The sequence below is a fragment of the Thiothrix sp. UBA5583 genome (assembly GCA_002425225.1).
GTDB classification, from domain to species: Bacteria; Pseudomonadota; Gammaproteobacteria; order Thiotrichales; family Thiotrichaceae; genus Thiothrix; species Thiothrix moscowensis.
Genome location: DILV01000026.1, coordinates 267,730 through 293,271 on the forward strand (window position 1 = coordinate 267,730; position 25,542 = coordinate 293,271).

Genomic DNA, 25,542 nt, shown 5'->3' on the forward strand with positions numbered 1-25,542 from the left:
TATCCCAGTACGCGGGTGTAGTTCAATGGTAGAACGGTAGCTTCCCAAGCTGCATACGTGGGTTCGATTCCCATCACCCGCTCCACGTCATAATTTCCAGCCTTATATATACCGCCACACTGTCACTAAGTGGCTGATAAATATCAGGCATTCACTCCACTATCGTCTACCGTGCAACACCCAAAGCGCACAGCTTACCGGGTATGAAAGCGGGTAGAATTTTTGTTGCAGCCATTCCGGGCGGCTTTTTGCGGGTATGGAAAGCGGGTATAGTGACCTGAATCCATTGATAGCAAAAGGAGTTCGATAGCGAAATGGCAGGCAAAACCGTTATATTGCTGACCGACTTGGAAGCCAAAAACGCAGAGGTGAAAGCAGCCGTTTACCGCATCAAGGACATGCCGGGGCTGTATCTGGAAATCAACCCAAACGGCTCGAAAATCTGGCGGCTACGTTACCGCAACCCGCAGACCAAAAAAGAGACCATGTTCACCATTGGCAGCTTCCCGGATGTGAAGTGCGCAGAAGCCCGCCACGCAGCCGAAGAAGCCAAGGCACTGGTGAGGCAGGGCATAGACCCCAACACCAAAAAGCAACGCGACCGGCTGAGAGGCAGCGGCAAAACCTTTCAGGAAGTGGCGCTCGAATGGCACGAAAACCAGTTAGGCCGCTGGAAAAAAAGCAACGCTGCACAGGTGCTGCGCTCACTGGAGCAGGACGTTTTCCCCCACATTGGCAACCACTCCATTGATGATCTGGAAGCACCCGACATCCTAGCGGTGCTGCGCAGGGTAGAAGGACGCGGAACCCTGCCACAAGCCGAAAAGGTGCGCCAGCGTGTCAATGCCGTGTTTCGGTTCGCCGTGATAGCCGGTTACATCAAGGGAAACCCGTTACCCGAAAACATGCGCGGCGTTCTCAAAGCGTACAAAAAACAGCATTTCAACGCACTGACCGTCCAAGAGTTGCCCGCCTTCCTGCACGATCTGGCTGCATACCGCTCGGAAGTGCTGCGCAGGGCGGTACAGTTCACCCTGTTGACCTTTGCCCGCACGGGTTCGGTAAGGCTGGCAGAATGGCAGGAGATCGACTGGGAAAGTGCCGTGTGGAACATTCCGGCAGAACACATGAAAATGGAACAGCCGCACATCATCCCGCTATCGCGGCAAGCACTGAAACTGCTGGAAGAACTGCGACCTTTCACCGGGGATTCCCGCCTGATTTTCTACACCTCCCGGCGTGACAAGCCCATTAGTGAAAACGCCATGCTGCAAGTTATCCGGCGTATCGGCTGGAGTGATGACACCACCATTCACGGCTTCCGTGCCATCGCATCCAGCACCCTGAAAGACAACGGCTTCCGACATGAAGTTGTGGAAAAACAGCTTGCCCATACCGGGCGCGACAAGATAGCCAACGCCTATGACTACATGGCGCGGTATATGGACGAACGCAAAAACCTGATGCAATGGTGGGCTGATTTTCTCGATGAGCAACAACATGGGCGCTGCAAAGTCATCATCGGCAACTTTGCGCAGAGCAGGGCATGAACCTGCTACACTGACCAGATACAACACCGGGCAACCGGGAAACCTTGCATGAATGAGCGAGTCCGACACATGAGCGACACACCCAAGAAAACCCTGACACTGACCCGCAAGCCAGCCAGCACCAGCACTGCACCCGCTGGCGGTCTCACCCAACGCGGCGGCAAGCGCATCATCAGGCGCGAAGACCTGCCCAACGTCCAGCGACCGGGGCAGGGCAAACCCAAACCACCCGCCAACAAGACCAAACCCAAGAAACCACCACGCAAGCCGCAGCCAAAAAAGCAGGTAACACCACCCTCTGAACTCAAAAAGCGCGAACTAAACGACCGTCTCAACGGCTTCAAGGTCTGGCGCGAATACCTGCCCCTTTCCATCGGTATCGACAAGGAACTGTTCAAGCTGGTGAATGACGAGCATTTCCCCGGCGCATCAAAGAAGGTTGTCCAACGTCTGCTGAAAATGCACACCCTGCACGGTCTCTACCTGCAAGCCATCGCGCGGGGTGGCGACCGCTACCACCTCAACGGCGAACCCGATGGAACCATAACCAACTACCAGCAGCAACTTGCCGCCGAAACCCTCACCAAACGCCAGCAGGTGAAGACTTGAAAGCCGTCTGTTATGGCATATAATGCCATGATGAAAGCAGTTAAATTACTCGACAGCAAACACGCCTTTGATGATGGCGCTATTCAGCAACTGGTTATATGGGAACTACCGGAACCAGTGCTAGGCAGTCAGCACCGTTACAAATACCGGCTTTACTACGGCAAGGGTGGGGAACGTATCGTCGGGTATGACAATGAACGCGGCAAAGGCGACCACAAGCATATTCGTGGTGAGCAGTACGCCTACACCTTCACCGGCATTGATGATCTGGTAAGGGATTTCTTACAGGACTTGAAAGAGGCGCGGCAATGAACGACAAAACACTAATGGTCTACATCGGCAGTGCAGAAGATGCACTAAAAGATTTTCTGGAAGTATGGAAAAGCGGTAAACCTGCAAACCCCGTAAACCGTCTGAGCTTTGAAAGCATGGCCGGATTCATGCGGGCATTCACCCCCAAACGCTGGGAACTACTGGAAGTCCTGAAACGTAACAGTGGTCAAAGTATCAACCAGCTCGCCCAACTGCTGGGGCGTGATTACAAAAACGTACACACCGACATTCAAACACTGGTGGAACTGGGCATCGTTGAAAAAGACAAGTCCGGGCTGGTTTCTGTGCCTTGGGATGAAATCGAAACCCATGTAAAGCTGGGTATCGGCATGGCGGCATAATGGAGAAAAGCGTTTTTTTTGATCTGTTTGAACCTGAAAAAGCCGCAAACATGCTGATCAGGGCAGAGTTGATGCACAAACTAACCAAGGTACTGCAAGCCCGTTTCAGCACACAGGGCGAAGCGGCGGAACTGTTGGGCGTTAGTCAGGCACGCATCAGCGATTTGTACCGGGGTAAGATCGGGCAGTTCACTATTGATATGCTTATCAATCTGCTATCCCGTGTCGGGCAGCGCGTAGAAGTCACCACCCATACCACCAGAGCCGGGACAATCCCGGCTTTTTTGTTTCCACCCATAAAAAAATATTCACAAAAAACGGGTGCAATGATTTGCACGAAAATGCACGAATCATTGCACTAGCAAAAACACTAAGCCAAAGCAGGGCGCGGCCTTGATGCAGTTTTCGTGCATTGCATTTGTGCAAGGTATTTTTAAGCGAGTCCCCCCGCCCCGACACGGGAAGGCTTGCGGCAACGTGTAGGGCGAAAAGCCAAGAGAATAAAGCACTTGAAAAGATTTATAAGCATGATTTAATGGAGGCGTGGTCATACACAAGGCGCGTCGTGAAGACGCTGTTATCCTAAAACTGGAACAAGCATATGCAAAGCAATACACGCATCTGCTTTAACCGTTACCTCGGCGAAGTGGCAACAGCCAACAAGCTGGACAAGGCAACGGGCGAAGCATTCAATTATTCCCCGGCTGCACAGCAATCATTTTATGAACTGGTTGGCGAAAATGCCGACTTTCTGAAACGTATCAATCAGATTTCTGTTACCGCTCAACTGGGGCAGAAGATCGGGTTGGGCGTAAGCCGACCGATTGCCAGCCGTACCAACACCGACGAAACCGAACGGCAGACCCGCTACGTGGGCGAACTGGAAGGCGACACCTACCACTGTCACCAGACAAACTACGACACTCATCAGAAATACAGCCTCATGGATTCATGGGCGCATCTGGAAGACTTCGGCACGATCTACGCCAGCCAGATTGCCAGACAGGTTGCGCGTGACCGTCTCATGATCGGCTGGCACGGTGAAACCGCAGCGGCTGAAACCGACTTCACCGTCAACCCGCTACTGCAAGATGTAAATGAAGGCTGGATTGCCAAGGTACGCAAGAAACAGCCTCACCGCTTCATGGGGTACGGCTCGGACGGCAATCCGACCGCAGACACCTACAAAGTAGGAGAGGGCGGCAAGTATGGTTCATTGGATGCGCTGGTGTTCGATATGACCAGCAGTCTGCTGGATGTATGGCATCAGGAAGCTGATGATCTGGTTGTTATGGTCGGGCGCGAAATTTGGGTGGCGCACGGGCTGGCACTGCTGGCAAACAGCACACTACCAACAGAGCGTAATGCACTGCAAACATGGTTTGCTTCCAAGACCGTGGCGGGCTTGCCTTGTATTATGCCGCCATACCTGCCAGCCCGTGCCGTGATCGTCACCAGTTACGACAATCTGAGCATTTATCATCAGGTCGGCACACTCCGGCGCACCATCATTGACAATCCGAAGCGCGACCGCGTGGAAGAGTACCTCTCTGAAAATGAAGCGTATGTGGTGGAAGATTTCGGCAAGTTCGCTGGTGTGCGTAATGGTGCAATCCTGCTACCAGACGGCGCGGGCGGCTGGGAATAAGGCCATGCCATCACCGGCAGCGCAGCACCGGGTAAAGGTGGAATCAGGGGTGAATGCACGCCATGATTCTGCCTCTGTTGACCGCAGAGCAAGTAACCAGTACCGGGCGCACCTGCACAAGCTGAAAGCCGACCTGAAACGGCTGTCCAGCATCCGCAGCCAAACCCGCAGGCTGGACGTGAAGCGCGAAATACTAACCGAATACAGCAACTATCTGGACGGTGTGTTATCCGCACCAGTCGCCAACCACAGCAGACAGGATGCCGTGATGGTTTGGTGTGCTGTGTGGTCGGCAGATGTGGGCGATGTCAGTAGGGCGCTTCAATTGGCTGCTTATGCGATTCAACACAACATGCAAGCACCGGAAGGATTCAATCGTTCGCTGGTAGAAGCCATCACGGAAGAGGTCAGCCGCAACGTGCTGTCAGCCAATCCAGCCGACCACCTGCCAGACATGCAAGCCTTGTGGGCGCTCGTGGATGGGTTGGATATGTCCGATACCATCACAGCCAAACTGTGCAAGGCGTATGGGCTGGCACTTGTACCAACTGACCCGCAGCGGGCAGCGCAACTGCTGGAACAGGCGCAAGCCATGCAGCCAAATATCGGCGTAAAAGGACACCTGAAAAAACTGCAAGGAGGTAAACCCGTGGCAATCACCACCGCAACCGCCAAAAGCTACGACCTGCCAACCAATAGGGCGGCAAAGCTGGCGGGGGTATCAGTCCCCACCTTCCTGAAACTGGCATCACTCAACCCGGCTGAATTGCCCTATGTCTGCTTTGAATCAGGCAAGCATAAGGCGTTCAGGTTCTGCCAGCGTGATGTTGAAACATTCATGCAAAAGCGCACACATGGCGGCGCGGCTGCATAACCCAAAGGACACATGACATGAAACTGACAACCGACTTTATCCGTGCAGCCGTTGAAGGCATCACCGCAGACGGGCGCGAAATCACCGCCAGCCAAATAGAGCAGATGGCGGCAAGCTACAGCCAGGACACCTATAACGCCAGAATCTGGCCTGAACACATCCGTGGCATCATGCCGGACGGCCTGTTCAAGGCATTGGGCGACGTGGTGGCAGCCAAAGCCGAACGCATCAAGGAAGGGGAGCTAGCCGGAAAAATGGCGCTGTATGTGCAATTGGAGCCACACCCCGACCTGATTACCATGGTACGCAGCGGGCAGAAAGTGCACCTCTCCATCGAAATGCACCCGCAATTCCCCAACACCAACGGTGCGTACCTGATGGGGCTGGGGGTGACTGACTCACCGGCATCACTCGGCACGGGCGTCATGAAATTCAGCACCAGCAGCCGGGGTGAGTCTGTTTTCACTGAGCCGCAGGAACTTGCTACAACAGTGGAACCATTCGACACCGCAGGCCAACCGGAACATTTCAGCAAGATGGTGAACTACTTCACCACTGAGATAAACCGATTACGTGCAGAACGTGACGAGATCAAGGCCGCTTATGCCAAGCTCAAGGCAGACACGGATGCAGAGATTGACGATCTGAAAGGCCAGATTCCAGCAGCGGGTTATAAGTTCCGCCCATTGACGACCGGAACGGAACTGGAAGGGGAATTGAAGGGCTGGCGCTAAGCCTCCCGTCACGATCAATACACCATCGTCGTGATGACGAAGGGGAATATATGAGCAGACTGGAACAATTCAGGCAGGAAGTGAAAACCGTCAAGGATGAGGCCAAGCTATCATGCCACCAATCGGCGCGGCTGGTGCGGCTGGTAAGAAATGTGGAAGAACGCATCAGGAAGCCGACAGACCAACGGGGTGCAAACCTGCATTACAACCTTGTCGCATTATCGGAACTGCTACAGCAGACACACCCGACAACCTGAGCAACACTTGCCAAACCAGACGGTTTGTCCGAAAGTCGGGTAAACCGCAGGCAATAAAAAAGGGGAAGTTAGCGGCTTCCCCTTTTTGCGTGTCCCTGCGGATGATCTGACTATCTGACAGGAGCTTGAAGTATGGAACCAAAAAGTGATGTTGGCAATCTTTGGGGAATGACCGACGATGAAGTGGAGTATTACGGGAAACTAAGCATCCAGCATCAGGAGTATTTGCCGTGGTTATTTGTCAATTATGCTGAAGAAGCAGAAAGTAATGTGGGTAATATAAAAAAATCAATCAGCATTCTAAGAAACAGAAAGGAGAATGTTAAAGTATGGCAAGATTATTATAAGTGGAATATGGAGCACGAACGGGCAAAGCATTTTCTAGGTGCTTCAATGTCAATTTATCATTTGGCCATGCTGATTTTTCCGTTTTTGTCACAAAAGCAAGAATATAAGGTTTTTTGTGATGCAGTGGTTCTGATGATATGCAACCAATCCATGCAAGCTAGTTCATTTCCGTGGCAGGGTGAATATTATCAATTGATTGAGCCGTATATTGACAGCAAAATGCTAAACGCCTTAACTGATGAAAGGTCAAGTATTCAGCTATATTCTAATCTTGTTGATAGTGGATTGAAAAACTTGGCAAAAATAACACATGCTGAATTTATAAGGGCGACCGTAAAGAATTGGCACTTGTCAAAATGTGCTGATATATGGACAAGTTACCTTGAATATATGGCTGTCCATGGGGCGCTTCCATCAAGGCTGCATTTCGGTGTTGAGTATAGAGGTGAAAAATATGAGGAGAAGGGAAAGATAAAATTAGCAAAGAACTTTAACGCTCAAAAAACGCAAATACTAAAAGAAATAGAAGATCAAAAATTAGATGTTATGAATATTAACTTAAAACAGTTTAAGGCTAAATTCTTGAGCGACTATAAAGATATGACTGATCGTATGTTTATGAAAGCATGGTGGGAACTAAGCGGTGAAGGAAGAGTAAGATCAGACAAAACAACGATCAAGAGAAAACCAAAGAAAACAAGCTGACATCACTTTCAATGTCTCACTTTTTTTGATGTGTGAGTCATTGAAAGTGAGACATGACACACCGGCAGAATGAAAAAAGGCCAGCAATGGGGCTGGCCTGAAAAAGAGTTCAGCCGACATGATAACACAAACCAGAAACAAACCGTCAATATCATTCGATTTTTCCGAATTGCAAACCAGCGCACAAGCTGCGCAGAATATAGACGTTCGTGGAATCCACGAACAAACAGCAAAATTCTGGGACTACTATCCTCACTTGCGGCGGCAATACCGCCTCAACGACAACGGCGGTTTTTTTGTGCCTGTTGACGTACCATCTAGCGGTTATATGCCGGGGGTGCGTGGACTGAAATACGGTGCAAACCGAAACAAGCGCGTCGTTTCCGTAAGGACGATAGTAGCCCCCGGCAATTTTTGCCAACTACTAAAACCTTATGGAGTAACAGCGATGAACGCTATATCTCACCCAATGGGCAACCCTGCCCGCCGTGCGTCTGCACACCTCACAGTCGGAGGTGTAGCATGAAAACAATCCAAGAAATTCATACCGCTACTGACAAGATCGGCAGACAAAGCACTGCTATTTTGTCGCTTGCCAAAACCCTGAATGCAGCAATGATCAGGCTTGCAGAGCAGCCAGATGATTATGAGTTCAATGTCGGCCTTTGCGACCTTAGCGAACTGGCTGAGCACCTGATAAATGTTTGCAGTCAGCATTCTAACGACGTTTCACAGGTCAATATCGACACATACCGCCTTGTCGCAAAGCAGAGCATAGGCGGTGTAGAATGATCAGCTACAAATCCCCCATTACGCATATCAATCTGCACTCATTCGATGACCTTTCCCTGAAAGTCGCAGAGCTGGAAACACTCCTGTCTGTTGTCAACTTGGGCAACATAGACCAGACAGCAAGTTACCTGATCAGTGCAGCCGAACGCCTCGCCAACTGGCTGCAAGCCGACGTGGAAGCCCTGCACAAAGCCTACGGTGAACAGCACGGATGGTATCCAACAGACACCACCACGTCACAATCCAATGCAGACAAAGTGGAGGAATCAGCATGAGCCTGTTACCACCACGCAAGCGCAAAAGCCAGCAGCCGACCACCACCAGCGGCGGCAATGGCGGCAACCTGCCACCCTCAGTAATCATGCCAGTGATTGATGACTGCATCATCCGTAACGTTGCCCCCGACTATGAGTTGACCAAGCTCACCGGCCTGAAGGTCTCAACCGTCTACAAACACGCAGCACTCGGCACATTCCCGCCCCAAGTCAAAATCACTGGGCGTGCATCTGGCTGGCGCTGGTCGCAGGTCAAGCAGTGGATTGACGGAAAACGCGACTGGAGGGCGGCGCAATGAGTAACCCAACCCTGAATATGGATGTATCAGACATGAGCATCCCCGCTCACATGGTCGGGCTGGTTGGTGCTGACTGGCTGGCACGTCTGCCGCTGGTCAGTGCCGAAGTGAAAAGCCGCCTGACCACCACGCCATCAGCAGAGGCATGGGGACGGCGTGCCACCCTCTGGAATCGCTGGCTGACCCGCAACGTGCTGGACGTGCCAGCAGGCCGGGAGGTGGCAGTATGAACCACCTTGAACAACCTCAATATGCCGGGCTGCTGGAAATCATCACGGGTGAATGGGGCTATGCGCTGCACAAGTCGGCAAACCCAGTCCGCGCATGGACAGAAATTCAGTACCGGATTGTCGGCATGGCTGACTGCGCCCTGCTTCTGAATCACGACGATGCAGCCTTTGATGAATTGCGGGCGCTGTCCAGTCTGGCGCTGGAACACCGCTTTAATAGTGAGGTGAAGCCATGATGCACGCCCCCACCCACCACCACCCGCATGATGCTGGCTGGATTGCCCAACAGTTCCAGCAATTGCCAGCCGTTCACCATGCCGTGATTGCCCGCGAATATGCCCAACGGTTCCGCACTGCTGGCGCTCATGACGGCGAAAAGCGGCGCAATGCCAACCTGTACCTGCTGAACCTGACCGAACAGACAGGCGTTCGCGGCTTCACCCTCTCCGATGATGACATCAAGCGCAAAGCAGAACGCCTTGCCCTGCAATGCCGCAAGACTGCCCGCCTTGCCACCGCTCCCGCCCAAGCCCATGCCGCCCTACTGGCAATGTACGAAAGTCAGGGTTTTGACCCGGCAGCACTGGGCGCTTACGACAGCACCGGGCTGATAGCCCGCCTGTCTGATGCTGACTTCTGGCGGCGGCAACTGACCCGCCAGCAAGACCGGCAGCAAGAAGCCTTTGCCATCCGGCTGGGCATTGTCCGGCGTGGTCGTGGCCTGTATGTCTCTGATGCAGCCTTCCAGACCCTTCAGGCGCGGATTGCTTCCAGCCTCAAGGCGATGGCAGCACTGGAAGCCATCAACGAAGAAACCGGCGAAACCGTGGACATGCTGACCGTGCTGAAAGGCAGCGTGGCAAACCCGGAAGTCCGGCGCGTGGAACTCATGGTCAGGATGCGCGGCTTTGAAAATGCCGCCACCCAAGCCGGACACATCGGCACGTTCTACACCCTTACCTGTCCCTCAAAGTATCACCGCTTCACCGTGGACAAGGACACCGGCAAACCAGCCGACAACCCCAACTACGCAGGCAGCACCCCACGGCAGGCGCAAGCCTACCTCACCGCACTATGGGCGCGTATCCGCTCCAAGCTCAAACGCGATGGCCTGACCGCCTACGGCTTCCGCGTGGCAGAGCCACACCATGACGGCTGTCCCCATTGGCACATGCTGCTGTTTGCGCCCCCAGCACAACAGGCAGGCGTTACCGCCATCATCCAGCACTATGCCCTGCTGGAAGACGGGAACGAACCCGGCGCAGCACAGTACCGTTTCAAGGCGGTAGCCATCGACAGCAGCAAGGGCAGTGCCACCGGCTACATTGCCAAATACGTTTCAAAGAACATCAACGGCTATGGCGTGGATGAAGACTTTGAAGGCGGCACTGATGCGGCTGACAGTGCGCAGCGAGTGCGGGCATGGGCAAGCCATTGGGGTATCCGCCAGTTCCAGCAGATTGGCGGCGCACCCGTGGGCGTATGGCGCGAACTGCGCAGGCTGGACACCGCCCCTGATGGCCTGCTGGAACAAGCACGGCAAGCAGCGGATGCAGGCGACTGGGGCGCATATCTGGCGCTGCAAGGCGGCGTGTGTGCGCTCAGAAAGGATATGCCCCTCAAGGTCTACACCGTGGAACGCATCAACACCGACACGGGCGAAGTCATCAGCAACAAATACGGGGAGATTGTCGGCAAGGTGGACGGCGTGGCACTGGCAGACATCCAGCAAGTGCAAACCCGCCTGCACGTCTGGCGCATCCAGCCCAAGGCAAAGCAGCCCGAACAGGAAACCCCAGTGCATTACGTGGCAGGGTTCGACCTGCTGCAAAGCGTGCTGTCTTCCTCTTCCAGCGGCGCAGCCGCGCCCCCTTGGAGTCCTGTCAATAACTGTACGGCAACAGCCGGGGAGGTGCTGCCATGAACCACCACCCTGATGAACTCTGGATGCTGCACCAGTACCGGCAGCAAACACAGCACCCCGCCCCAACCGCAGGCAACCGCCTTGCCGACCTGCTGGCAAGTATCGACTGGCACAAAGTATTCATCGTCACGGCGGCAATGGTCGCCCTGTCCTGCATCCTGTTTGCCAGTTACAAGCTGGTTGCCATCTGGAACCAGTACCGCGACTGGCTGCTGTTCCTGTCGTTCGTTGACCAGCACTACCCGCTGACCGTGTTCAGCGCACTGTTTGCCTTCAATTACCTGCAACACCGGGACAGCGAAAGCATGGGCATGTTCGCCCTGTTTTCAGCCGTCCTGAATGCCCTATTGGTTTAAGGGGAAGAATCATGGAAAACAACCAACTTGATGCAAAAAAACTGGAAATCCTGCAAGAGCAACTCAAGGTACACACCGAACAGGACAAACGCGCCACGATGCTGCTGAAGCTGGCAATGGTGCTAACCGGGCTGCTGTACTTCATGTTTGAAAAGCACCTGTTCCTTGGGGACGCCATCACATGGGCAGCCTACTTTCAGGAATGGCATTCCGCACTCGACTTCCTGCTGATGTTCGTCATTGTCGTGATGAGTGCCGTCTTTCTGGCATGGGTCAAACATCATGCTTACCTGCACTTCGGGCTGTATGGCTCCATCGGCCTGATCGTGTTCACCGTTATCGGCTTTGCCCTGTTTGCCGAGTTCTTCAGTTCATCCGCCAGTCAGGACACCAAAAGCCGCGTACTGCTGGCAAACGATGCAGCCTATCAAGCCACCCTTGCCCCAATAGCCACGGTTCCAGCCGCACCGCTGTTAGGTGGCAGTAGTGAAGCCATCGCACGAGCGGAACAGAATCATGCCCGCTGCATGGCAAATCTGGGCAAGCCAGGGTATCCGCACTGCAACGGTGACAAAGCCAAACTCGACAGCCTCAAAGCCGAAGAAGCAGCCAACCGGCAAGCCGCCAAAGACATAGCCATTCAGTCCAACATCGCCACGGAGCAACTGAGGAACGAGCGGCAAGACAAGCTCAAAGCCGACAGTTACAACGCGGTGATTGTCTCAATGGCAAGATTCCTTGGTAGCCTGACCGGAACCAGCTACACCGACCACATCAAGGCGGCAACCGTCTTGACCATGCTCTTGGTTGCCGTGGCGTTTGAAATCCTGCACCACTTCCTGAGCCACGCCAAAGAACGCGCACAGAATGCCCGCTATGCCCTTGAACTGGAGCTGGCGAAATACAGCGGTCTTGCCCTACCCGAGAAACCCGACAGCGTACTGCCGCCCACTGACGGCGGCTTCAAGCAATCCGGTATCGGCTTCACCGCCCCTATCGGCAACACCGCCAAACTGGGCAACGCTGAGGCAGTCCCGCAGCACACCGGGCAGGCTGATACGGTAACAAGCGCCCCACTGTTCAAGTACCAGCAACCGCACCCGGCAGCAGCACCTGAGGTGAAAAAGCAGCCGTTCGGCTTCATCCCTACCCGTGCCAAATTGCAACCAGAACCGGCAGCAGATGACACCGGCAGCACCTACCGGCAAGCCATCCGGGACGGTTCCGCAGGCTGGCAGGATACCCCGCTTGATGCACCTCTGCACCCTCAAGCCAGAACCTCAAGCGAACCTCAGGCCGGAGGGGGTAATAACCTCAGGCCGGAGGGTAGCAAGATCAACCCTCAGGAGAAGGTTATACAGGTTCCTGATGGGCTGTATGAGCAATGGGTGAAGGCCGTCTATGCTGGTGATTGCCTGCCATCCCTCAAGGGTTCGTGGTCATGGGTACAGAAGCGCATAGCAGGTACTCAGAAAGTGAAGGCATCAGCAACAAACCGAGAAATCAGACTGGTAGCAGAAAGTTTTTTCCTCCGGGCGGTGAAGGACGGACACGCCAGCATTAACCCGAAATACACAGATCCTAAATGCGGTCTGTCTAAATACTTGTGGAGCAAATGAACATGGAGCAGCAAAAACAAAATCAGCGTATTGCCTATTGGGCAGATGGTTTTCACCTCTCCGAAGAATCAGCAAGGCTATGTGTCGATGTAGGGGCATTCTCTGCTGATTACCAAATAGCAGAATTCCCGGCTGATGCTGACCCGGCATTGATCGACAGTGAAATAGCTGCGCTACTGGTGCAACAGGCAGGGCAGGCCAGCACCTGACCGCTATCAACCAGCTATCAACTAACCATCAACGAAGCCGGGACAAGTACCCGGCTTTTTTATGCCAGAATACCACCGTCAAAATGACAACCCGATGGAGGAATCATGTACCAAGACTGGAGACAATGGGCGCGGCTATGTTATGCACTGTTACTGCTGGCGCTGGTCTGGATGCTCATCAAGCCAGAGCAGTTAGAACAGTTTGCCAACTGGCAAGAAGCGCGGAACCTTCCCAAAGGCTTCCCCCTGTTGCAAGTCTCGCTCTTTGCCGTCTCAGCCGGTTTGATCTTCCCGAAGTCCAAACGGCTCGACAGCGACAACGCCAGCGATTCCTTGCAGTTCGCGGCTGGTCTGGCGCTTTCGGGGGTGGCGTGGCTTATCGCGCTACTGTAGCCATATTTCCCTGATGGGAACCATACGTGTGTATAGGGTAGGGGAATCTGGCTGCTTACAAGGATAGTTATTGAGTTAGTGCGTGCTGGGGGCTATTCTTGTGCATGATTCTGAACAATAGAGAAATGAACATGCAAGCAATGACTAGATAACTTATTGAAAAACCGTCACATAACAACAATGACCGGGTATAAAAGCGGGTATGGAATCAATTTAAGAAATAAAAAATACTTAAAAGTCAGTGTGTTATGGTTGCAGTTAAATTCACATCACCCTCCAGGCATGTGATTTTCAACGCTCCCTCCCACTAGCATCACCTCATGAAGATGCACGCACAAGTTTCCTGCATCACGCTTCATTTTGCTGCATTGCAATGCACTATAATGGTGCTTTGTGAGTGATCGCCGCTTTGTCGATGATTAAACTATTGCCTATATGATTGATTTACAAGAGATGGTTTGCATGGCACTAAATTTGCATTACATCCGCCATGAATGAAGCAAGTGCAATAAAAAATGATCTACTGGACATGCTGACCTGCGCTATTTTGGTGCTGGACGATGCGCTGCACGTGGTTTACATGAACCAGTCAGGAGAAATGCTGTTTGGGCAAAGCAAACAACGGGTGATGGGCGAGTCCATCGGTCAACTGTTGCGCAGTGAAGATTTCATGGGGTATTTGCGGCTGGGTTTGAAAGACCATGAGCCGCAATCCATCCGCGAATGTGTGGTGGATGTGTTGTACGGTGAAACAATAACCATTGATTGCATGGTGACGCCTATTTCCACTACAGGCTGGCCTCACCACCTGTTACTGGAAATACACCGCATTGACCGCAAGCTGCGCATTGTGCGCGAACAGCAGGTCATCCACCAGCAACAGGCTGCACGTGAACTGGTACGGGGCATTGCTCACGAAATCAAGAACCCGCTAGGGGGCTTGCGCGGTGCTGCCCAGTTGCTGGAAAGTGAGCTGGATGAGCCGGAACTCAAGGAATACACCCAGATCATCATTTCCGAAGCCGACCGTCTGAAAAATCTGGTCAACGGCATGTTGGGACCAAGCCGCTTGCCTCATGCCGAGCGGGTCAACATTCATGAAGTGCTGGAACACGTGCGCCAACTGGTCAGCACCGATTTGCCGCCGGAAGTGCAGATTGTACGTGACTATGATCCCAGTATCCCCGAATTCATGGGCGACCGCGACCAGATGGTGCAAGTGGTGTTGAACATTGTCAGCAATGCGGTGCAGGCACTCGCAGGGCAGGGCACAATCGAGCTGCATACCCGTATCCAGCGGCAATTTACCATCCAGCAAGTGCGTTACCGGCATGTTCTCAAGGTTGAAATATGTGATAACGGGCCGGGTGTACCCGAGCATTTGCGCGACAAGATTTTCCTGCCGATGGTCAGCGGTACGGCGGAAGGCAGCGGCTTGGGGCTAGCTATTGCCCAGTCGCTGGTACGCCGCCACAAAGGGCTGGTGCATTGTGAATCCTTGCCCGGTCGTACCTGCTTTTCCATCCTGATTCCACTGGAGTGAACATGACCCACAGCGAAAACATCTGGGTTGCCGATGATGACCGTTCCATCCGTTGGGTACTGGAACGGGCTCTGCAAAAAGCCGACATTGGTGTACGCAGTTTCGAGACAGCCGATCAGGTCATCGCCGCCTTACGCAGTCAGCAGCCGGATGCACTCATGACCGACATCCGAATGCCGGGAACCGATGGCTTGTTGCTACTGGAACGGATGCAGCGCGAATACCCGGAAATTCCGGTCATCATCATGACGGCACACTCCGACCTGGAAAGTGCGGTATCGGCTTATCAGGGGGGAGCTTTCGAGTATTTGCCCAAACCATTCGACGTGAACGAAGCAGTCGATCTGGTACGACGTGCCTGCAAGATGCGTCACGAACGTGAAGCCAACCGCAGCAAGGAAACCACCCCCGAGCTACTGGGAGGGCGCGACATTATCGGTCATGCCCCGGCGATGCAGGAAGTGTTCCGTGCCATCGGGCGACTGTCCAAATCCAGCATTACGGTGCTGATCACCGGTGAATCCGGCACGGGCAAGGAGTTGGTCGCCAAAGCCTTGCATACCCACAGCCCACGCGCCAACAAGCCGTTCATTGCCCTCAACACGGCAGCGATTCCGCGCGAGTTGCTGGAGTCGGAACTGTTCGGGCACGAAAAAGGTGCATTCACGGGGGCGTATGCCCAACGCAAGGGACGTTTTGAGCAAGCCGATGGTGGTACGCTGTTTCTGGATGAAATCGGCGACATGCCCGCCGAGTTGCAAACCCGTTTGCTACGGGTACTGGCGGAAGGCACATTCTATCGTGTTGGTGGGCATACACCGGTCAAAGTGGATGTACGTATCATCGCTGCTACCCACCAAAATCTGGAGGAATTGGTACACAAGGGCACATTCCGCGAAGACCTGTTCCACCGTCTCAACGTGATTCGTATCCACAACCCGCCGTTGCGCGAGCGGCGCGAAGACATCCCACTGTTGCTCAACCATTTCCTACGGCGGGCGGCGGAAGAGTTGCAGGTGGAAGTCAAAACCCTGTCACCGCTGGTCACTGAGCACCTGCAAAGTCTGTCATGGGCTGGCAACGTACGCCAATTGGAAAACACCTGCCGCTGGCTGACGGTGATGGCATCCGGGCGCGAGATCGTGATGGATGATTTGCCAAACGAACTGGTGGACAGCGCTCACGACCACAAACAGGAAATGCCGGGAAGCTGGGAAAAAGCGCTGGCGCAGTTTGCCGATTTCCGCCTCAACAAGGGCGTGCATAACCTGCTGGATGAACTCAGCCCGGTGTTTGAACGTATCCTGCTTCAGGCGGCACTGAAAAAAACTGGTGGGCGCAAGATCGAAGCAGCGGAGCTGCTGGGCTGGGGGCGGAATACGCTGACCCGCAAGCTCAAGGAGCTGGGGGTGGAGGAGGGGTGAGAACTGGGTCATAGCCCAGTGTCCATGAGGTTTTGGTATCAAAAGTGGTATCAAAAGCCTATGGTGTCGGCGGCTGTTGATTCTTTAGCATCGCCTGATTACTCGGGATGCTTTCCTCAAACCCGCAGAACTTGCCGGAACATGCTTGCATGTGTACCAGCTTATCGTTCAGGTAACGGCTTTCAAACCCGGCGTAACGCAGGGTCAGGGCATCCAGCATGGCTACGTCAATGGTTTCAAACTCCATGCCGTCCAGCACCTTGCGGGTGACAAAGCCTTTGGCGGAATCCCACACATTGAAAAAGGTGCGGAAACGATCCTGCTTGATGAAATCACTTTCCTCGAAATGCGCCGCCACGTCACCGGGGATATGGTCGCCGAATGCTACTACGATGGTACGCTCTGGCAGCTTTTTCAGTTGCAGCAGGAAGTCTTCATACGCCTTGACGGAAAGTTTCAGACGCTCGTTGTAATCCAACATGATGGAACACTGTTTGTCGGACATGCCCGCCTTGCAAAAGCGCGGATCGGGTTTCATGTCTTTTTCATGCGGTGAATGCTGGCGCATGGTCGCAATGAAGGTGAACAGCGGCTGCTCGTTGAGCTTGACCTGACGGAGTGCTTCGTCGAAAAAAATTTCATCCGGCATTTTGTTCCACTTGCGTTTATCGCATTCCGGCAAAGCCTTGCAGTCGATAAAGTCCTGAATGCCTAGCTGCTCGTGGAAGCGCCGCCCGCCATAAAATCGCCCTGCAATCGGGTAGATGGTCTTGGTTTTGTAGCCCTGTTCCGCCAGTTGACGGGCAATACGCCCATCCAGTCGTCCTGGGGTAAACAAGTTGATGGATTTCCAGCCGTTGCCATACAGGGGTGGCGCTACCCCGTGCAGAAAGGCGATTTCCTGCACCCAGGTGGAGCCACCGGCAGTATGTACCTTGAGCGGATAAGCATCCTTGAAGAACGTACCTTGCGGCTTGAAGTTGGCAACCTGTTCGGGGCGGAAGGTGGATTCTTCCAGAATCACAATGATATTGGGCTTTTTTTCCGGCGTTTCAGTAAAGGCTTCTGCTTGCTGGTCAGCCTTGAAACAGCAATAGCTGCTGGGGTGGGGTTGGGTTGGCTCGGTCAGTTGGGTGCGCCAGATGCTTTGCACAAAAATGGGGAACGTGTGCTTGTGCTGGTTAGTCCATTGCAGGTCAATGTAGGAAGCGGGTGTATTCATGGCACCAAACAGGAACAGGACGCTGAGCAAGCCGATACCGATGGGGGCTCGTTGCCACTGACGGGCAGGTTCCAGCACGGCTGCCACTCCCAGTAGCAGGAGATAGATGATTGCGCCGACAGTAGGAGCCAGCCCCATCGCAAACAGGGTTTCGGCACTCAATGCCGCCACAATCAGGTCAGGGGCAACCAGTTGCGATCCCAGATACCCGTATTTGATGGAAGCCCCCAGCCACAAGCTGCTGATGACAGTAGAAGCCAGACCAGCAGCAAACCACGGGCGGCGCGACAGCAACAACATGCCGCTGAACAGAATGCCCCACACCATCAGGATATAGGCTTTGTGGTACACGATGCCCCATGTCCCCTCATCCCCTTGGTCTGCCCACAATACATAAAAAACTGCCAGTGTGACGGGCAGGGCAAGCAGACGCGGAACGTAGCGCAACCAACTGGATGACATGGATTTCCCCCGATAAAGTGACGTTATCCAAAACGCCGGACTAGGATAATCGCTTTGTCATCTTTTTGTAATATTAGTTTCATAAAAAGAAAACGCCCCACAATGGGGGCGTCTTCTGTAACGGCATCTCTGTCTAAAAAAGATCAGAGTGAGTAGTACATATCGTACTCAACCGGGTGAGTGGTCATGCGGAAGCGGGTAACTTCCTGCATTTTCAGCTCGATATAAGCGTCGATCATGTCGTTGGAGAATACCCCACCGGCAGTCAGGAACTCACGGTCTTTGTCCAGTGCTTCCAGTGCCATATCCAGAGAGTGGCAAACTTTTGGAATCAGTTTGTCTTCTTCCGGTGGCAGGTCGTACAGGTCTTTGTCCATTGCTTCACCTGGGTGGATCTTGTTCTTGATACCATCCAGACCTGCCATCATCAGAGCAGCGAATGCCAGATATGGGTTGGCAGACGGGTCAGGGAAGCGCACTTCGATGCGGCGACCTTTCGGGCTGGCAACGAATGGGATACGGATGGAAGCGGAACGGTTACGCGCAGAGTAAGCCAGCATGACCGGTGCTTCAAAGCCAGGAACCAGACGCTTGTAAGAGTTGGTGCCTGGGTTGGTGATCGCATTCAGCGCCTTGGCGTGCTTGATGACACCGCCGATGTAGTACAGCGCGGTTTCAGACAGACCTGCATAGCCGTCACCTGCGAAGGTGTTCACGCCATCTTTCGCCAATGACATGTGGACGTGCATACCAGAACCGTTGTCACCCACGATAGGCTTGGGCATGAAGGTCACGGTTTTGCCGTATTGGTGAGCAACGTTGTGGATGACGTATTTTTGGCGTTGTGTCCAGTCAGCACGCTCGGTCAGGGTAGAGAAGCGTGTACCGATTTCGTTCTGACCAGCAGTTGCCACTTCGTGGTGGTGAACTTCGACCGGAACGCCCACTTCTTCCAGAATGTTACACATGGTGGAACGGATGTCCTGGAAAGAGTCGACTGGTGGAACAGGGAAGTAACCACCTTTAGTGCCTGGGCGATGACCCATGTTGCCATCAGGGTAAACTTTCTCAGAGTTCCAGCCCGCTTCCTGGGAGTCGATCTTGACGAAGCAGCCGCTCATGTCTGCACCCCAACGCACATCGTCGAAGATGAAGAATTCAGGTTCTGGCCCAAAGAACGCTACGTCAGCAATGCCAGTGGATTTCAGGTAAGCTTCTGCACGCATCGCAATGGAGCGTGGGTCACGGTCATAGCCTTCCATGGTGGCAGGGTCAACGATGCCGCAAGTGATGTTGACAGTCACGTCTTGGAAGAACGGGTCAACGAATGCAGTGCTTGGGTCTGGCATCAGGATCATGTCGGATTCGTTGATGCCTTTCCAGCCAGCGATGGATGAACCGTCAAACATCTTGCCTTCGGTGAAGGTATCTTCTTCCACAGTGTAGGCAGGCACGGTGACGTGCTGCTCTTTACCACGGGTGTCAGTGAAGCGGAAATCAACGTACTTGGCGTCGTTGTCTTTGATCATGTTGAGAACGTCTTGTGCAGACTTGGACATTGCTGTCGCCTCCTGATGAATTGGGTCTATGAAAATCAGCTAAAAAACTAACGGGAACATTATGCAATAGTTATGCCAGATAATGATATGCCTGTTTTCAAGGCATTGTGTCGACAATCTGGCGTAGATAGCACCAAAATTGTGCATCTCATTCTGCATTTTGCACTATTTTGATGCGATCCGGGTCAAAAATACTACCCGCTCAATGCAGCCGACAGTCTTGCAGGCATGTTCAAAATCTGCAAGCGTTTCTTGTGTCGGAATGCCATTCAGAATCAAATCAATGCTTATTTTTCCATCTATGTAATGCAGGGTCAGGTCATTCACGTATGACCAGAAAGGGGCTGTCGATGGGATGGCTTGCAGTTTCTCACGCAGTTCGGCACGGGAAGGCAGGTTTTTGCACGGATGCGCCGTTTCATCGTCTTCTGGATCAATATGCACGACCACATCGCTGATGCTGGGAAACTGTTTGCGCAGGCGGTACATCACGGTTTCACCGATGTGATGCCCTTCGGAGACACTGATGCGCCCATCCACTTGCAGATGCACGTCTGCCAGCACGCGCCCGCCCATACGCCGGGTACGTAGCAAATGGACATTTTCTACGCCGTTGATGGCGCAGATGAAATCGTGGATGTCCTGCACTTCCTGCGGTTCCAGCCCGGTATCGACCAGCTCGCTGGTGCTTTCCAGGATCAACTGGATAGCCATGTAGAAAATCATCGCAGCTACAATCATGGCAGCGGCAGCATCCAGCCAGGCAAAGCCCAGTTGCGCCCCAGCAATTGCCAGCAATACCAGTACTGAGGAAATGGCATCGGAACGGTGATGCCAGGCACTGGCTTTGAGCATGGGCGAATGGATGCGTTTGGCAACATGCACGGTGTAATGGTACAGCCCCTCCTTGCCGATGATAGCGAGCAAGGCGAATGCCATTGCCCACGCATCCGGTGTTACCAAGGGTTCACCACCAAACAGCCGTTCCCATGCCTGCATCAGGATGACCACGGCAACGCCGCTCAGCAACAGCCCGAGGATCACGGTTGCCAGGGTTTCGATGCGCCCGTGTCCGTAAGGGTGGTTGGCATCGGCGGCTTTCCCGGCATGATGGGCAGCTACTAGTACCACAATGTCCCCCACTAGATCCGACAGGGTATGCATGGCGTCGGCAATCAGGGCTTGCGAGGCGGTGATGATGCCGCCGATGACTTGCGCAATGACCAGAAAGATATTGACGCTCATCCCCACCAAGGCGACCCGGCGGGTGACGCTTTGACGGCTCTCACCGGAATCTGGTGCGTCGTGCAGGTGATGTTGGTGTCCGCTCATGGGACGCCGCCAGTTTGCAGGGTGATGATGTGCTCGCGCCCTTCACTGTGGGTTTCCAGCACGCGATGCCCGTGGATGCGTGCCCAGGCGGGAATGTCATGCAACGCGCCGGGGTCTGTGCAGATAGCGGTGACAGTCACGCCAGCAGGCAGGTTTTCTAGCGCTTGTTGCACGCGGATGACAGGGAGTGGACACAGCAAGCGGCGGGCATCCACCGTAACGGTTTGCATGATATTAATCCTCAGCAATGCGCTGTAACAGTTTGTCGCGGAATTCTGTTGGGTCTTTTTGCAAAATCATGTCTCCCGCACGCGGGTTGAGCTGGGCATCAAGGCGAGACAGCCAGAAACGCAGGGCAGCGGCTCGCAAGGTTGCTTGCCAGTAGTCGTGTTCAAGGGCTTGCCAGGGGCGCAACGCCTGATAGGCGTTTAGACATGCTTGCACGAGGGATTGATCCAGCTTGCCATCCGGCTGGCAACACCAGTCATTCACCACGATGGCGAGATCGTACAGCCAACTGTCGGTACATGCAAAATACAGGTCAATAATGCCACTGAGCTGCCCTTGGCGGAACATGGCATTATCACGGAACAGGTCAGCGTGGATTACGCCCGCAGGCAGTTGCGTAAATGGGATGGTTTGTTGGATAGCAAGTTCGCTGCGCAGCAAGGCTGTTTCCGGGAATCCACCTTGAGCGAGCAGCCTTGCACCCGTTTGCAATCGCCATTCATGCCCGCGATCCGGTGCGCGGTAGTGCGGAAAATCACGCCCGCTGCGATGCATTCGCGCCAGCATTGCGCCTAGTTGCGCACATTGCTCCGCATCAGGCTGTACAGGATGCGCACCAGGCAGGCGGGCAACCAGTGCAGCAGGTTTACCGTTGAGGGTGCTAAGCATCCGTCCGTTATGCAAGTGTTGTGGGCAGGCGACCGGAATTCCGGCATCTGTCCAGTGTTGCATCAGGGCAAGGAAATAATCCAGCTCAGTCGGGGAATGGTGCTCAAACAGGGTGAGAACATATTCCCCACCCGTGGTGGTAACGAAGTAATTGGTGTTTTCCACACCCGCCTGAATGCCGGTGAAATCCAGCAGTTCCCCGGCAGGGTACTGGTGCAGGAAGTTGGCAAGCTCGCTGACACTGACAGGGGTATAGACTGACATCGTTTACCAGGTGAACAGTTTCCAGCTCGGGATCAGCATATCATCTTCGCGGTGGGCATTACGGATCTTGCCTTCGGAACCTTCTGAACTGATCAGGTGATAGCCGTCTGTGCTACCTGCCGGGACATAGCGGATTTCACTGCGCATGGCTTGCACACGCTCTTCTTCGACCGTGCCGTAATTGTCTTCGACACGAATGCTTTCCACTTTCAGCTTGCCTGCGGTGTCAGCTTCTACCGCCACTTCTTCCGGGGCTGCGGCGGCAGGTGCAGTATCGTCTGCCAGCAGGATTGAGGATGCCATGCCGGATAACAGCAACACCAGCCCCAGTAATGTAGGTTTTGTCATTTTTATAACTCCATGAATTTCGCGCGTTCTTCACTGGTTGGCCCCGATACGGCGCGTTCGTAATATTGGAAAATGTGAGCAACGATGGCATCAGGATCGTCCAGCAAGACAAACAGATCCATATCGTCAGCGGCAATTGTACCCTGTTTTACCAGCGTGTTCCTGAACCATTCCACCAGCCCAGCCCAAAAAGGCGTATGCACCAGCACAATCGGAATTTTCCGGGTTTTGCCGGTTTGTACCAAGGTGAGAATTTCTGCCAGCTCATCCAGTGTGCCAAAACCGCCCGGCATTACTACGTAAGCCGAGGCGTGTTTCACAAACATCACCTTGCGTGAGAAAAAATGGCGGAAATACAGGGAAATATCCTGATACGGGTTGGAATGTTGTTCGTGGGGAAGCTGGATGTTCAGGCCAATGCTGGGTGATTTGCCTTGTTGTGCGCCTTTGTTGGCAGCTTCCATCAAGCCAGGGCCGCCACCACTGACCACGGCAAAACCGGCATTGGAAAGTTTGTGGGCAATCGTTTCTGTCAGGTGATACATCGGGTCATCCGGCAAGGTGCGGGCTGAACCGAAAATGCTGACCGAAGGGCGCAAATGGGCAAGGCGCTCGAAACCGTCGACGAATTCACCCATGATCTGGAAAATTTTCCAGCTTTCACGTGCCAGCTCCTTGTCGCTGATGGGTTGCAAGACGGGGTGGTGGGCGCGGGTTTTGTCATCCATAGGTGGTATCCTGTGTTTATTATTATGGCAGGTTGGAAATCAGGCGCTGGCTTCGGCGGGTGTTTTGGTACGCAAGGTGATGGCGTGCAACTGCCCGGAAGTAATGGCGGCATTCAGCGCTGCATACACCAGTTGGTGGCGTTTGACTGTCATCAAGCCTTCAAAGGCACTGCTGATGATGTCGGCTTCGTATTTGTAACCGTCACCGGATACACGTATTTGTGCATCCGGCAGGCTGGTACGGATGATTTGCTCAACTGCTTCATTACTGATGCTCATGTTGTACTCCATTTACCTGATAAATGGCGCAATTATACTACGTAGTCGCCGACAGCGTTTATTTCTGTGCGTATAATAAGGCATTCAACCGGCTTTTGGGGGTAAATCATGAGCGACGTGATACAGATAAAGGATACGTGTCAGGAGTTTTGCGCAGCCTTGACGGATGATGAAGTCAGCAAATTTGTGCGTTATACCCGTATCCGTGAACTGGCTGCTGAAGAAATCGTGGCAGATATTGGTGAACTCAGCGACCGTTTTTATCTGGTGATTGGTGGGGCAGTCAAACTGTTGCAGGTGGATGGTGAGCGGGAATTTGAAGTCGGTCATTTGGAACCGGGTAGTCTGGTTGGGGAAATGTCTTTCTTTGACCGCCATCCGCGCACGGTACGCATCCGCGCCCGCCATAACGGAGTGCGTCTGCTGGAAATCAACCGGCAAATGTATAACCGCATCCGTATTGAAGAGCCTTATATTGCGACCAATCTGCTGGAATTCGTGATCCGCAGCCTGGATTCGCTGGTGCGCTATCTGAGTGATGAAAATGCCAAGCTGCACAAGCGTTTGGGCGGGGAAGACGACGCTACCTGACGGGGGGCGCAACACACAAAGAAAAGACCAGTCGATGCTGGCCTTTTCCCTTTTATCCTGTGGCAACAGGCTTATTTTTTGTCGCCTTCGGCTGGTTTGGCATCCGCAGCAGGCTTTGCATCAGCGGCTGGTTTGGCATCCGCAGCAGGCTTTGCGTCAGCGGCTGGTTTGGCCTCTGCCGCAGGTGCAGCACCGCCTGCCGGTTTGGCGGTAGTCAGGCCAAGAATAGCCCAATCCTGCATACCACCGCGATACCACTTGATCTTGTCAGCAGGGTAGCCGAATTTCAGCAGTTGCTTGATGTTGGTAGGGGATTGACCGCACCACATGCCGTTACAGAACATGACCAGTGTTTTTGCACCGGAATAGTCAAACACCTTGCTGACTGCATCGCCACCAGCAGCAACGGCTTCGTCAACAGCCATGGAATCCTTGCCTGCGGCCAGTTTCACGCCGAATTTGTCCTGCATGATCGCGATGATGCCATCCGTGGTTGCACCTTTGTCAGGTGCCAGACCCTCCCATGGGATGTTGACAGAACCTGGAATGGTGCCTTTCTCAACCCAGTCAGGAGTACGGGAATCCACAACCAACACGTTTTTGTCGCCGCCACTGACTTTTTCCAGATAGCCCAACATGCCCAGTTCTGCGATGGTTTCGACCCCATCGGCAATCTTGTCAGGCTGGATGCAGAAAGGTGGGCAAGGGCGTGATGTTTTGGCGAAATCGGCAACAACGGTAGCGCTGTTGTCCTGATTACGCTTGATTTCGACGGTTTCACTGCCGTGTTTAACGCTAACGCTCATTTTGTCGGCAGTGATGCCAACTGGCTTGGCTTCGCCTTCAGCCAACGCTGCGCCAGACAAGCTCAGGCCAGCAGCCAGTGCGGCAATACCCATCATTTGAGTAAATTTCATGTATATCCTCCAGTTTTCAGGTTTCGGCTATGATTAGGCTGGTTCCAGACTCTCTCCTCCCGAAATGCCAGCCAAAAGGGTGTAAGATTCCTGCTTTATTTGCAATCCGGTTCGTCATCACCTTTCTTTTCGCCAGTTTCAGCCTTTTTCTCACCGCCTTCGGCAGGTTTGGCGTCAGTGGCAGGAGCGGCAGCTTGTGTGCCATCTGCCGGTTTAGCGTCAGTGGCAGGGGCGGCAGCTTGTGTGCCATCTGCCGGTTTGGCATCAGTGGCAGGTGCAGCAGCTTGTGTTCCATCCGCAGGTTTGGCATCAGTGGCAGGCGTAGCAGCTTGTGTTCCATTCGTGCCGCTCACCTGTGTCTGGTCAGCAGGTTTGGTGTCGGTTGTGGTGTTTTGGGCAGCTTTGTCTTCCGCAACAGCAGTGATGCTGATGGCAGATAATGCAGCCAGTAAAATAATGAAGGGAAGTTTTTTCATGGTC

At 53.7% G+C, this 25,542-nt stretch carries 34 protein-coding genes and 1 tRNA gene; 25 read left to right on the forward strand and 10 right to left on the reverse strand.

Annotated features, from left to right (window positions below):
- Positions 1 to 11: 11 nt before the first annotated feature.
- The 24 genes from B2U47_RS09930 to ntrC all read left to right on the forward strand — a co-directional run bounded on the left by B2U47_RS09930 (position 12) and on the right by ntrC (position 16,463).
- A tRNA-Gly gene (locus tag B2U47_RS09930) sits at positions 12 to 85 on the forward strand.
- Positions 86 to 314: 229 nt separating this feature from the next.
- Positions 315 to 1,550 (forward strand): tyrosine-type recombinase/integrase, encoded by a 1,236-nt coding sequence (locus B2U47_RS09935; protein ID WP_296679287.1) that lies wholly within the window; start codon positions 315 to 317, stop codon positions 1,548 to 1,550.
- Between the two features lie 69 nt (positions 1,551 to 1,619).
- Positions 1,620 to 2,159: a ProQ/FINO family protein gene (locus B2U47_RS09940; protein WP_296683386.1), complete on the forward strand. Its 540-nt coding sequence runs from the start codon at positions 1,620 to 1,622 to the stop codon at positions 2,157 to 2,159.
- A 27-nt stretch (positions 2,160 to 2,186) separates the two neighbouring features.
- Positions 2,187 to 2,471, forward strand: a complete 285-nt coding sequence (locus B2U47_RS09945) for a toxin-antitoxin system TumE family protein (RefSeq protein ID WP_296679284.1) — start codon at positions 2,187 to 2,189, stop codon at positions 2,469 to 2,471.
- Positions 2,468 to 2,833 carry a winged helix-turn-helix transcriptional regulator gene (locus tag B2U47_RS09950; protein ID WP_296679282.1) on the forward strand — a complete coding sequence of 122 codons (366 nt, stop codon included), beginning with the start codon at positions 2,468 to 2,470 and terminating at the stop codon, positions 2,831 to 2,833. The genes B2U47_RS09945 and B2U47_RS09950 overlap by 4 nt, the downstream gene beginning before the upstream one ends.
- A complete protein-coding gene (locus tag B2U47_RS09955) occupies positions 2,833 to 3,195 on the forward strand; it encodes a helix-turn-helix domain-containing protein (protein WP_296679280.1) in 363 nt (120 codons plus the stop codon). The genes B2U47_RS09950 and B2U47_RS09955 overlap by 1 nt, the downstream gene beginning before the upstream one ends.
- A gap of 239 nt (positions 3,196 to 3,434) precedes the next feature.
- The gene (locus B2U47_RS09960) at positions 3,435 to 4,481 is read left to right on the forward strand and encodes a phage major capsid protein, P2 family (protein WP_296679277.1); all 1,047 of its coding nucleotides are present in this window, start codon (positions 3,435 to 3,437) and stop codon (positions 4,479 to 4,481) included.
- 4 nt (positions 4,482 to 4,485) lie between these two features.
- Entirely contained in the window at positions 4,486 to 5,355 is an 870-nt protein-coding gene (gene gpM / locus B2U47_RS09965; protein ID WP_296679276.1) for a phage terminase small subunit, read from the forward strand.
- Positions 5,356 to 5,372: 17 nt separating this feature from the next.
- Entirely contained in the window at positions 5,373 to 6,089 is a 717-nt protein-coding gene (locus B2U47_RS09970; RefSeq protein WP_296679274.1) for a GPO family capsid scaffolding protein, read from the forward strand.
- 50 nt (positions 6,090 to 6,139) lie between these two features.
- Positions 6,140 to 6,346, forward strand: coding sequence for a hypothetical protein (locus B2U47_RS09975; RefSeq protein ID WP_296679272.1), 207 nt, complete (start codon positions 6,140 to 6,142; stop codon positions 6,344 to 6,346).
- Between the two features lie 132 nt (positions 6,347 to 6,478).
- The gene (locus tag B2U47_RS09980; protein WP_296679271.1) at positions 6,479 to 7,399 is read left to right on the forward strand and encodes a hypothetical protein; all 921 of its coding nucleotides are present in this window, start codon (positions 6,479 to 6,481) and stop codon (positions 7,397 to 7,399) included.
- 118 nt (positions 7,400 to 7,517) lie between these two features.
- Positions 7,518 to 7,925 (forward strand): hypothetical protein, encoded by a 408-nt coding sequence (locus tag B2U47_RS09985; protein ID WP_296679269.1) that lies wholly within the window; start codon positions 7,518 to 7,520, stop codon positions 7,923 to 7,925.
- Positions 7,922 to 8,191 carry a hypothetical protein gene (locus tag B2U47_RS09990; protein WP_296679266.1) on the forward strand — a complete coding sequence of 90 codons (270 nt, stop codon included), beginning with the start codon at positions 7,922 to 7,924 and terminating at the stop codon, positions 8,189 to 8,191. The genes B2U47_RS09985 and B2U47_RS09990 overlap by 4 nt, the downstream gene beginning before the upstream one ends.
- Entirely contained in the window at positions 8,188 to 8,466 is a 279-nt protein-coding gene (locus tag B2U47_RS09995; RefSeq protein WP_296679264.1) for a hypothetical protein, read from the forward strand. Before B2U47_RS09990 ends, B2U47_RS09995 begins: the two co-directional genes overlap by 4 nt.
- Positions 8,463 to 8,765, forward strand: a complete 303-nt coding sequence (locus B2U47_RS10000; RefSeq protein ID WP_296679262.1) for a helix-turn-helix transcriptional regulator — start codon at positions 8,463 to 8,465, stop codon at positions 8,763 to 8,765. The genes B2U47_RS09995 and B2U47_RS10000 overlap by 4 nt, the downstream gene beginning before the upstream one ends.
- Positions 8,762 to 8,995, forward strand: coding sequence for a hypothetical protein (locus B2U47_RS10005; protein WP_296679255.1), 234 nt, complete (start codon positions 8,762 to 8,764; stop codon positions 8,993 to 8,995). Before B2U47_RS10000 ends, B2U47_RS10005 begins: the two co-directional genes overlap by 4 nt.
- The gene (locus B2U47_RS10010; RefSeq protein WP_296679253.1) at positions 8,992 to 9,231 is read left to right on the forward strand and encodes a hypothetical protein; all 240 of its coding nucleotides are present in this window, start codon (positions 8,992 to 8,994) and stop codon (positions 9,229 to 9,231) included. Before B2U47_RS10005 ends, B2U47_RS10010 begins: the two co-directional genes overlap by 4 nt.
- Complete coding sequence (locus B2U47_RS10015; RefSeq protein WP_296679251.1) at positions 9,228 to 10,919, forward strand: replication endonuclease; 1,692 nt, start codon at positions 9,228 to 9,230, stop codon at positions 10,917 to 10,919. The genes B2U47_RS10010 and B2U47_RS10015 overlap by 4 nt, the downstream gene beginning before the upstream one ends.
- Entirely contained in the window at positions 10,916 to 11,275 is a 360-nt protein-coding gene (locus B2U47_RS10020; RefSeq protein ID WP_296679249.1) for a hypothetical protein, read from the forward strand. The genes B2U47_RS10015 and B2U47_RS10020 overlap by 4 nt, the downstream gene beginning before the upstream one ends.
- Positions 11,276 to 11,286: 11 nt before the next feature.
- Positions 11,287 to 12,894, forward strand: a complete 1,608-nt coding sequence (locus B2U47_RS10025; protein ID WP_296679241.1) for a hypothetical protein — start codon at positions 11,287 to 11,289, stop codon at positions 12,892 to 12,894.
- A 2-nt stretch (positions 12,895 to 12,896) separates the two neighbouring features.
- On the forward strand, positions 12,897 to 13,103 hold the full coding sequence (locus B2U47_RS10030) for a hypothetical protein (protein ID WP_296679235.1): 207 nt from the start codon (positions 12,897 to 12,899) through the stop codon (positions 13,101 to 13,103).
- Positions 13,104 to 13,208: 105 nt separating this feature from the next.
- Positions 13,209 to 13,496 (forward strand): hypothetical protein, encoded by a 288-nt coding sequence (locus tag B2U47_RS10035; RefSeq protein WP_296679231.1) that lies wholly within the window; start codon positions 13,209 to 13,211, stop codon positions 13,494 to 13,496.
- Positions 13,497 to 13,986: 490 nt separating this feature from the next.
- Positions 13,987 to 15,039, forward strand: coding sequence for a nitrogen regulation protein NR(II) (gene glnL / locus B2U47_RS10040; protein ID WP_296679227.1), 1,053 nt, complete (start codon positions 13,987 to 13,989; stop codon positions 15,037 to 15,039).
- A 2-nt stretch (positions 15,040 to 15,041) separates the two neighbouring features.
- The gene (gene ntrC, locus B2U47_RS10045) at positions 15,042 to 16,463 is read left to right on the forward strand and encodes a nitrogen regulation protein NR(I) (protein WP_296679225.1); all 1,422 of its coding nucleotides are present in this window, start codon (positions 15,042 to 15,044) and stop codon (positions 16,461 to 16,463) included.
- Positions 16,464 to 16,521: 58 nt separating this feature from the next.
- Here ntrC and B2U47_RS10050 read toward each other — a convergent pair whose 3' ends face one another.
- From B2U47_RS10050 to B2U47_RS10085, 8 genes are all read right to left on the reverse strand, one after another.
- On the reverse strand, positions 16,522 to 18,147 hold the full coding sequence (locus tag B2U47_RS10050; RefSeq protein ID WP_296679223.1) for a sulfatase-like hydrolase/transferase: 1,626 nt from the start codon (positions 18,145 to 18,147) through the stop codon (positions 16,522 to 16,524).
- Positions 18,148 to 18,290: 143 nt separating this feature from the next.
- Positions 18,291 to 19,706, reverse strand: coding sequence for a glutamate--ammonia ligase (gene glnA / locus B2U47_RS10055; RefSeq protein WP_296679220.1), 1,416 nt, complete (start codon positions 19,704 to 19,706; stop codon positions 18,291 to 18,293).
- A gap of 165 nt (positions 19,707 to 19,871) precedes the next feature.
- On the reverse strand, positions 19,872 to 21,038 hold the full coding sequence (locus B2U47_RS10060) for a cation diffusion facilitator family transporter (RefSeq protein ID WP_296679217.1): 1,167 nt from the start codon (positions 21,036 to 21,038) through the stop codon (positions 19,872 to 19,874).
- Positions 21,035 to 21,268: a sulfurtransferase TusA family protein gene (locus B2U47_RS10065; protein ID WP_296679213.1), complete on the reverse strand. Its 234-nt coding sequence runs from the start codon at positions 21,266 to 21,268 to the stop codon at positions 21,035 to 21,037. The genes B2U47_RS10060 and B2U47_RS10065 overlap by 4 nt, the downstream gene beginning before the upstream one ends.
- A gap of 4 nt (positions 21,269 to 21,272) precedes the next feature.
- The gene (locus B2U47_RS10070) at positions 21,273 to 22,199 is read right to left on the reverse strand and encodes a homoserine kinase (RefSeq protein ID WP_296679211.1); all 927 of its coding nucleotides are present in this window, start codon (positions 22,197 to 22,199) and stop codon (positions 21,273 to 21,275) included.
- A 3-nt stretch (positions 22,200 to 22,202) separates the two neighbouring features.
- Entirely contained in the window at positions 22,203 to 22,547 is a 345-nt protein-coding gene (locus tag B2U47_RS10075) for a hypothetical protein (protein ID WP_296679208.1), read from the reverse strand.
- Between the two features lie 2 nt (positions 22,548 to 22,549).
- A complete protein-coding gene (locus B2U47_RS10080; RefSeq protein WP_296679206.1) occupies positions 22,550 to 23,275 on the reverse strand; it encodes a TIGR00730 family Rossman fold protein in 726 nt (241 codons plus the stop codon).
- A 39-nt stretch (positions 23,276 to 23,314) separates the two neighbouring features.
- Positions 23,315 to 23,554: a BolA family protein gene (locus tag B2U47_RS10085; RefSeq protein WP_296679204.1), complete on the reverse strand. Its 240-nt coding sequence runs from the start codon at positions 23,552 to 23,554 to the stop codon at positions 23,315 to 23,317.
- 108 nt (positions 23,555 to 23,662) lie between these two features.
- On the opposite strand from B2U47_RS10085, the gene B2U47_RS10090 reads away from it, so the two are divergent.
- Positions 23,663 to 24,145, forward strand: coding sequence for a Crp/Fnr family transcriptional regulator (locus B2U47_RS10090; protein ID WP_296679202.1), 483 nt, complete (start codon positions 23,663 to 23,665; stop codon positions 24,143 to 24,145).
- Between the two features lie 71 nt (positions 24,146 to 24,216).
- Here B2U47_RS10090 and B2U47_RS10095 read toward each other — a convergent pair whose 3' ends face one another.
- Positions 24,217 to 25,062 carry a rhodanese-like domain-containing protein gene (locus B2U47_RS10095; RefSeq protein WP_296679197.1) on the reverse strand — a complete coding sequence of 282 codons (846 nt, stop codon included), beginning with the start codon at positions 25,060 to 25,062 and terminating at the stop codon, positions 24,217 to 24,219.
- Between the two features lie 95 nt (positions 25,063 to 25,157).
- Complete coding sequence (locus tag B2U47_RS10100) at positions 25,158 to 25,538, reverse strand: hypothetical protein (protein WP_296679196.1); 381 nt, start codon at positions 25,536 to 25,538, stop codon at positions 25,158 to 25,160.
- Positions 25,539 to 25,542: the final 4 nt, after the last annotated feature.

What these genes read in the sequence shown, in the direction of transcription:
- B2U47_RS09935 (WP_296679287.1), top strand. Translation starts at nt 315, where the DNA reads ATGGCAGGCAAAACCGTTATATTGCTGACCGACTTGGAAGCCAAAAAC.
- B2U47_RS09940 (WP_296683386.1), top strand. Translation starts at nt 1,620, where the DNA reads ATGAGCGACACACCCAAGAAAACCCTGACACTGACCCGCAAGCCAGCC.
- B2U47_RS09945 (WP_296679284.1), top strand. Translation starts at nt 2,187, where the DNA reads ATGATGAAAGCAGTTAAATTACTCGACAGCAAACACGCCTTTGATGAT.
- B2U47_RS09950 (WP_296679282.1), top strand. Translation starts at nt 2,468, where the DNA reads ATGAACGACAAAACACTAATGGTCTACATCGGCAGTGCAGAAGATGCA.
- B2U47_RS09955 (WP_296679280.1), top strand. Translation starts at nt 2,833, where the DNA reads ATGGAGAAAAGCGTTTTTTTTGATCTGTTTGAACCTGAAAAAGCCGCA.
- B2U47_RS09960 (WP_296679277.1), top strand. Translation starts at nt 3,435, where the DNA reads ATGCAAAGCAATACACGCATCTGCTTTAACCGTTACCTCGGCGAAGTG.
- gpM (WP_296679276.1), top strand. Translation starts at nt 4,486, where the DNA reads ATGCCATCACCGGCAGCGCAGCACCGGGTAAAGGTGGAATCAGGGGTG.
- B2U47_RS09970 (WP_296679274.1), top strand. Translation starts at nt 5,373, where the DNA reads ATGAAACTGACAACCGACTTTATCCGTGCAGCCGTTGAAGGCATCACC.
- B2U47_RS09975 (WP_296679272.1), top strand. Translation starts at nt 6,140, where the DNA reads ATGAGCAGACTGGAACAATTCAGGCAGGAAGTGAAAACCGTCAAGGAT.
- B2U47_RS09980 (WP_296679271.1), top strand. Translation starts at nt 6,479, where the DNA reads ATGGAACCAAAAAGTGATGTTGGCAATCTTTGGGGAATGACCGACGAT.
- B2U47_RS09985 (WP_296679269.1), top strand. Translation starts at nt 7,518, where the DNA reads ATGATAACACAAACCAGAAACAAACCGTCAATATCATTCGATTTTTCC.
- B2U47_RS09990 (WP_296679266.1), top strand. Translation starts at nt 7,922, where the DNA reads ATGAAAACAATCCAAGAAATTCATACCGCTACTGACAAGATCGGCAGA.
- B2U47_RS09995 (WP_296679264.1), top strand. Translation starts at nt 8,188, where the DNA reads ATGATCAGCTACAAATCCCCCATTACGCATATCAATCTGCACTCATTC.
- B2U47_RS10000 (WP_296679262.1), top strand. Translation starts at nt 8,463, where the DNA reads ATGAGCCTGTTACCACCACGCAAGCGCAAAAGCCAGCAGCCGACCACC.
- B2U47_RS10005 (WP_296679255.1), top strand. Translation starts at nt 8,762, where the DNA reads ATGAGTAACCCAACCCTGAATATGGATGTATCAGACATGAGCATCCCC.
- B2U47_RS10010 (WP_296679253.1), top strand. Translation starts at nt 8,992, where the DNA reads ATGAACCACCTTGAACAACCTCAATATGCCGGGCTGCTGGAAATCATC.
- B2U47_RS10015 (WP_296679251.1), top strand. Translation starts at nt 9,228, where the DNA reads ATGATGCACGCCCCCACCCACCACCACCCGCATGATGCTGGCTGGATT.
- B2U47_RS10020 (WP_296679249.1), top strand. Translation starts at nt 10,916, where the DNA reads ATGAACCACCACCCTGATGAACTCTGGATGCTGCACCAGTACCGGCAG.
- B2U47_RS10025 (WP_296679241.1), top strand. Translation starts at nt 11,287, where the DNA reads ATGGAAAACAACCAACTTGATGCAAAAAAACTGGAAATCCTGCAAGAG.
- B2U47_RS10030 (WP_296679235.1), top strand. Translation starts at nt 12,897, where the DNA reads ATGGAGCAGCAAAAACAAAATCAGCGTATTGCCTATTGGGCAGATGGT.
- B2U47_RS10035 (WP_296679231.1), top strand. Translation starts at nt 13,209, where the DNA reads ATGTACCAAGACTGGAGACAATGGGCGCGGCTATGTTATGCACTGTTA.
- glnL (WP_296679227.1), top strand. Translation starts at nt 13,987, where the DNA reads ATGAATGAAGCAAGTGCAATAAAAAATGATCTACTGGACATGCTGACC.
- ntrC (WP_296679225.1), top strand. Translation starts at nt 15,042, where the DNA reads ATGACCCACAGCGAAAACATCTGGGTTGCCGATGATGACCGTTCCATC.
- B2U47_RS10050 (WP_296679223.1), bottom strand. Translation starts at nt 18,147, where the DNA reads ATGTCATCCAGTTGGTTGCGCTACGTTCCGCGTCTGCTTGCCCTGCCC.
- glnA (WP_296679220.1), bottom strand. Translation starts at nt 19,706, where the DNA reads ATGTCCAAGTCTGCACAAGACGTTCTCAACATGATCAAAGACAACGAC.
- B2U47_RS10060 (WP_296679217.1), bottom strand. Translation starts at nt 21,038, where the DNA reads ATGAGCGGACACCAACATCACCTGCACGACGCACCAGATTCCGGTGAG.
- B2U47_RS10065 (WP_296679213.1), bottom strand. Translation starts at nt 21,268, where the DNA reads ATGCAAACCGTTACGGTGGATGCCCGCCGCTTGCTGTGTCCACTCCCT.
- B2U47_RS10070 (WP_296679211.1), bottom strand. Translation starts at nt 22,199, where the DNA reads ATGTCAGTCTATACCCCTGTCAGTGTCAGCGAGCTTGCCAACTTCCTG.
- B2U47_RS10075 (WP_296679208.1), bottom strand. Translation starts at nt 22,547, where the DNA reads ATGACAAAACCTACATTACTGGGGCTGGTGTTGCTGTTATCCGGCATG.
- B2U47_RS10080 (WP_296679206.1), bottom strand. Translation starts at nt 23,275, where the DNA reads ATGGATGACAAAACCCGCGCCCACCACCCCGTCTTGCAACCCATCAGC.
- B2U47_RS10085 (WP_296679204.1), bottom strand. Translation starts at nt 23,554, where the DNA reads ATGAGCATCAGTAATGAAGCAGTTGAGCAAATCATCCGTACCAGCCTG.
- B2U47_RS10090 (WP_296679202.1), top strand. Translation starts at nt 23,663, where the DNA reads ATGAGCGACGTGATACAGATAAAGGATACGTGTCAGGAGTTTTGCGCA.
- B2U47_RS10095 (WP_296679197.1), bottom strand. Translation starts at nt 25,062, where the DNA reads ATGAAATTTACTCAAATGATGGGTATTGCCGCACTGGCTGCTGGCCTG.
- B2U47_RS10100 (WP_296679196.1), bottom strand. Translation starts at nt 25,538, where the DNA reads ATGAAAAAACTTCCCTTCATTATTTTACTGGCTGCATTATCTGCCATC.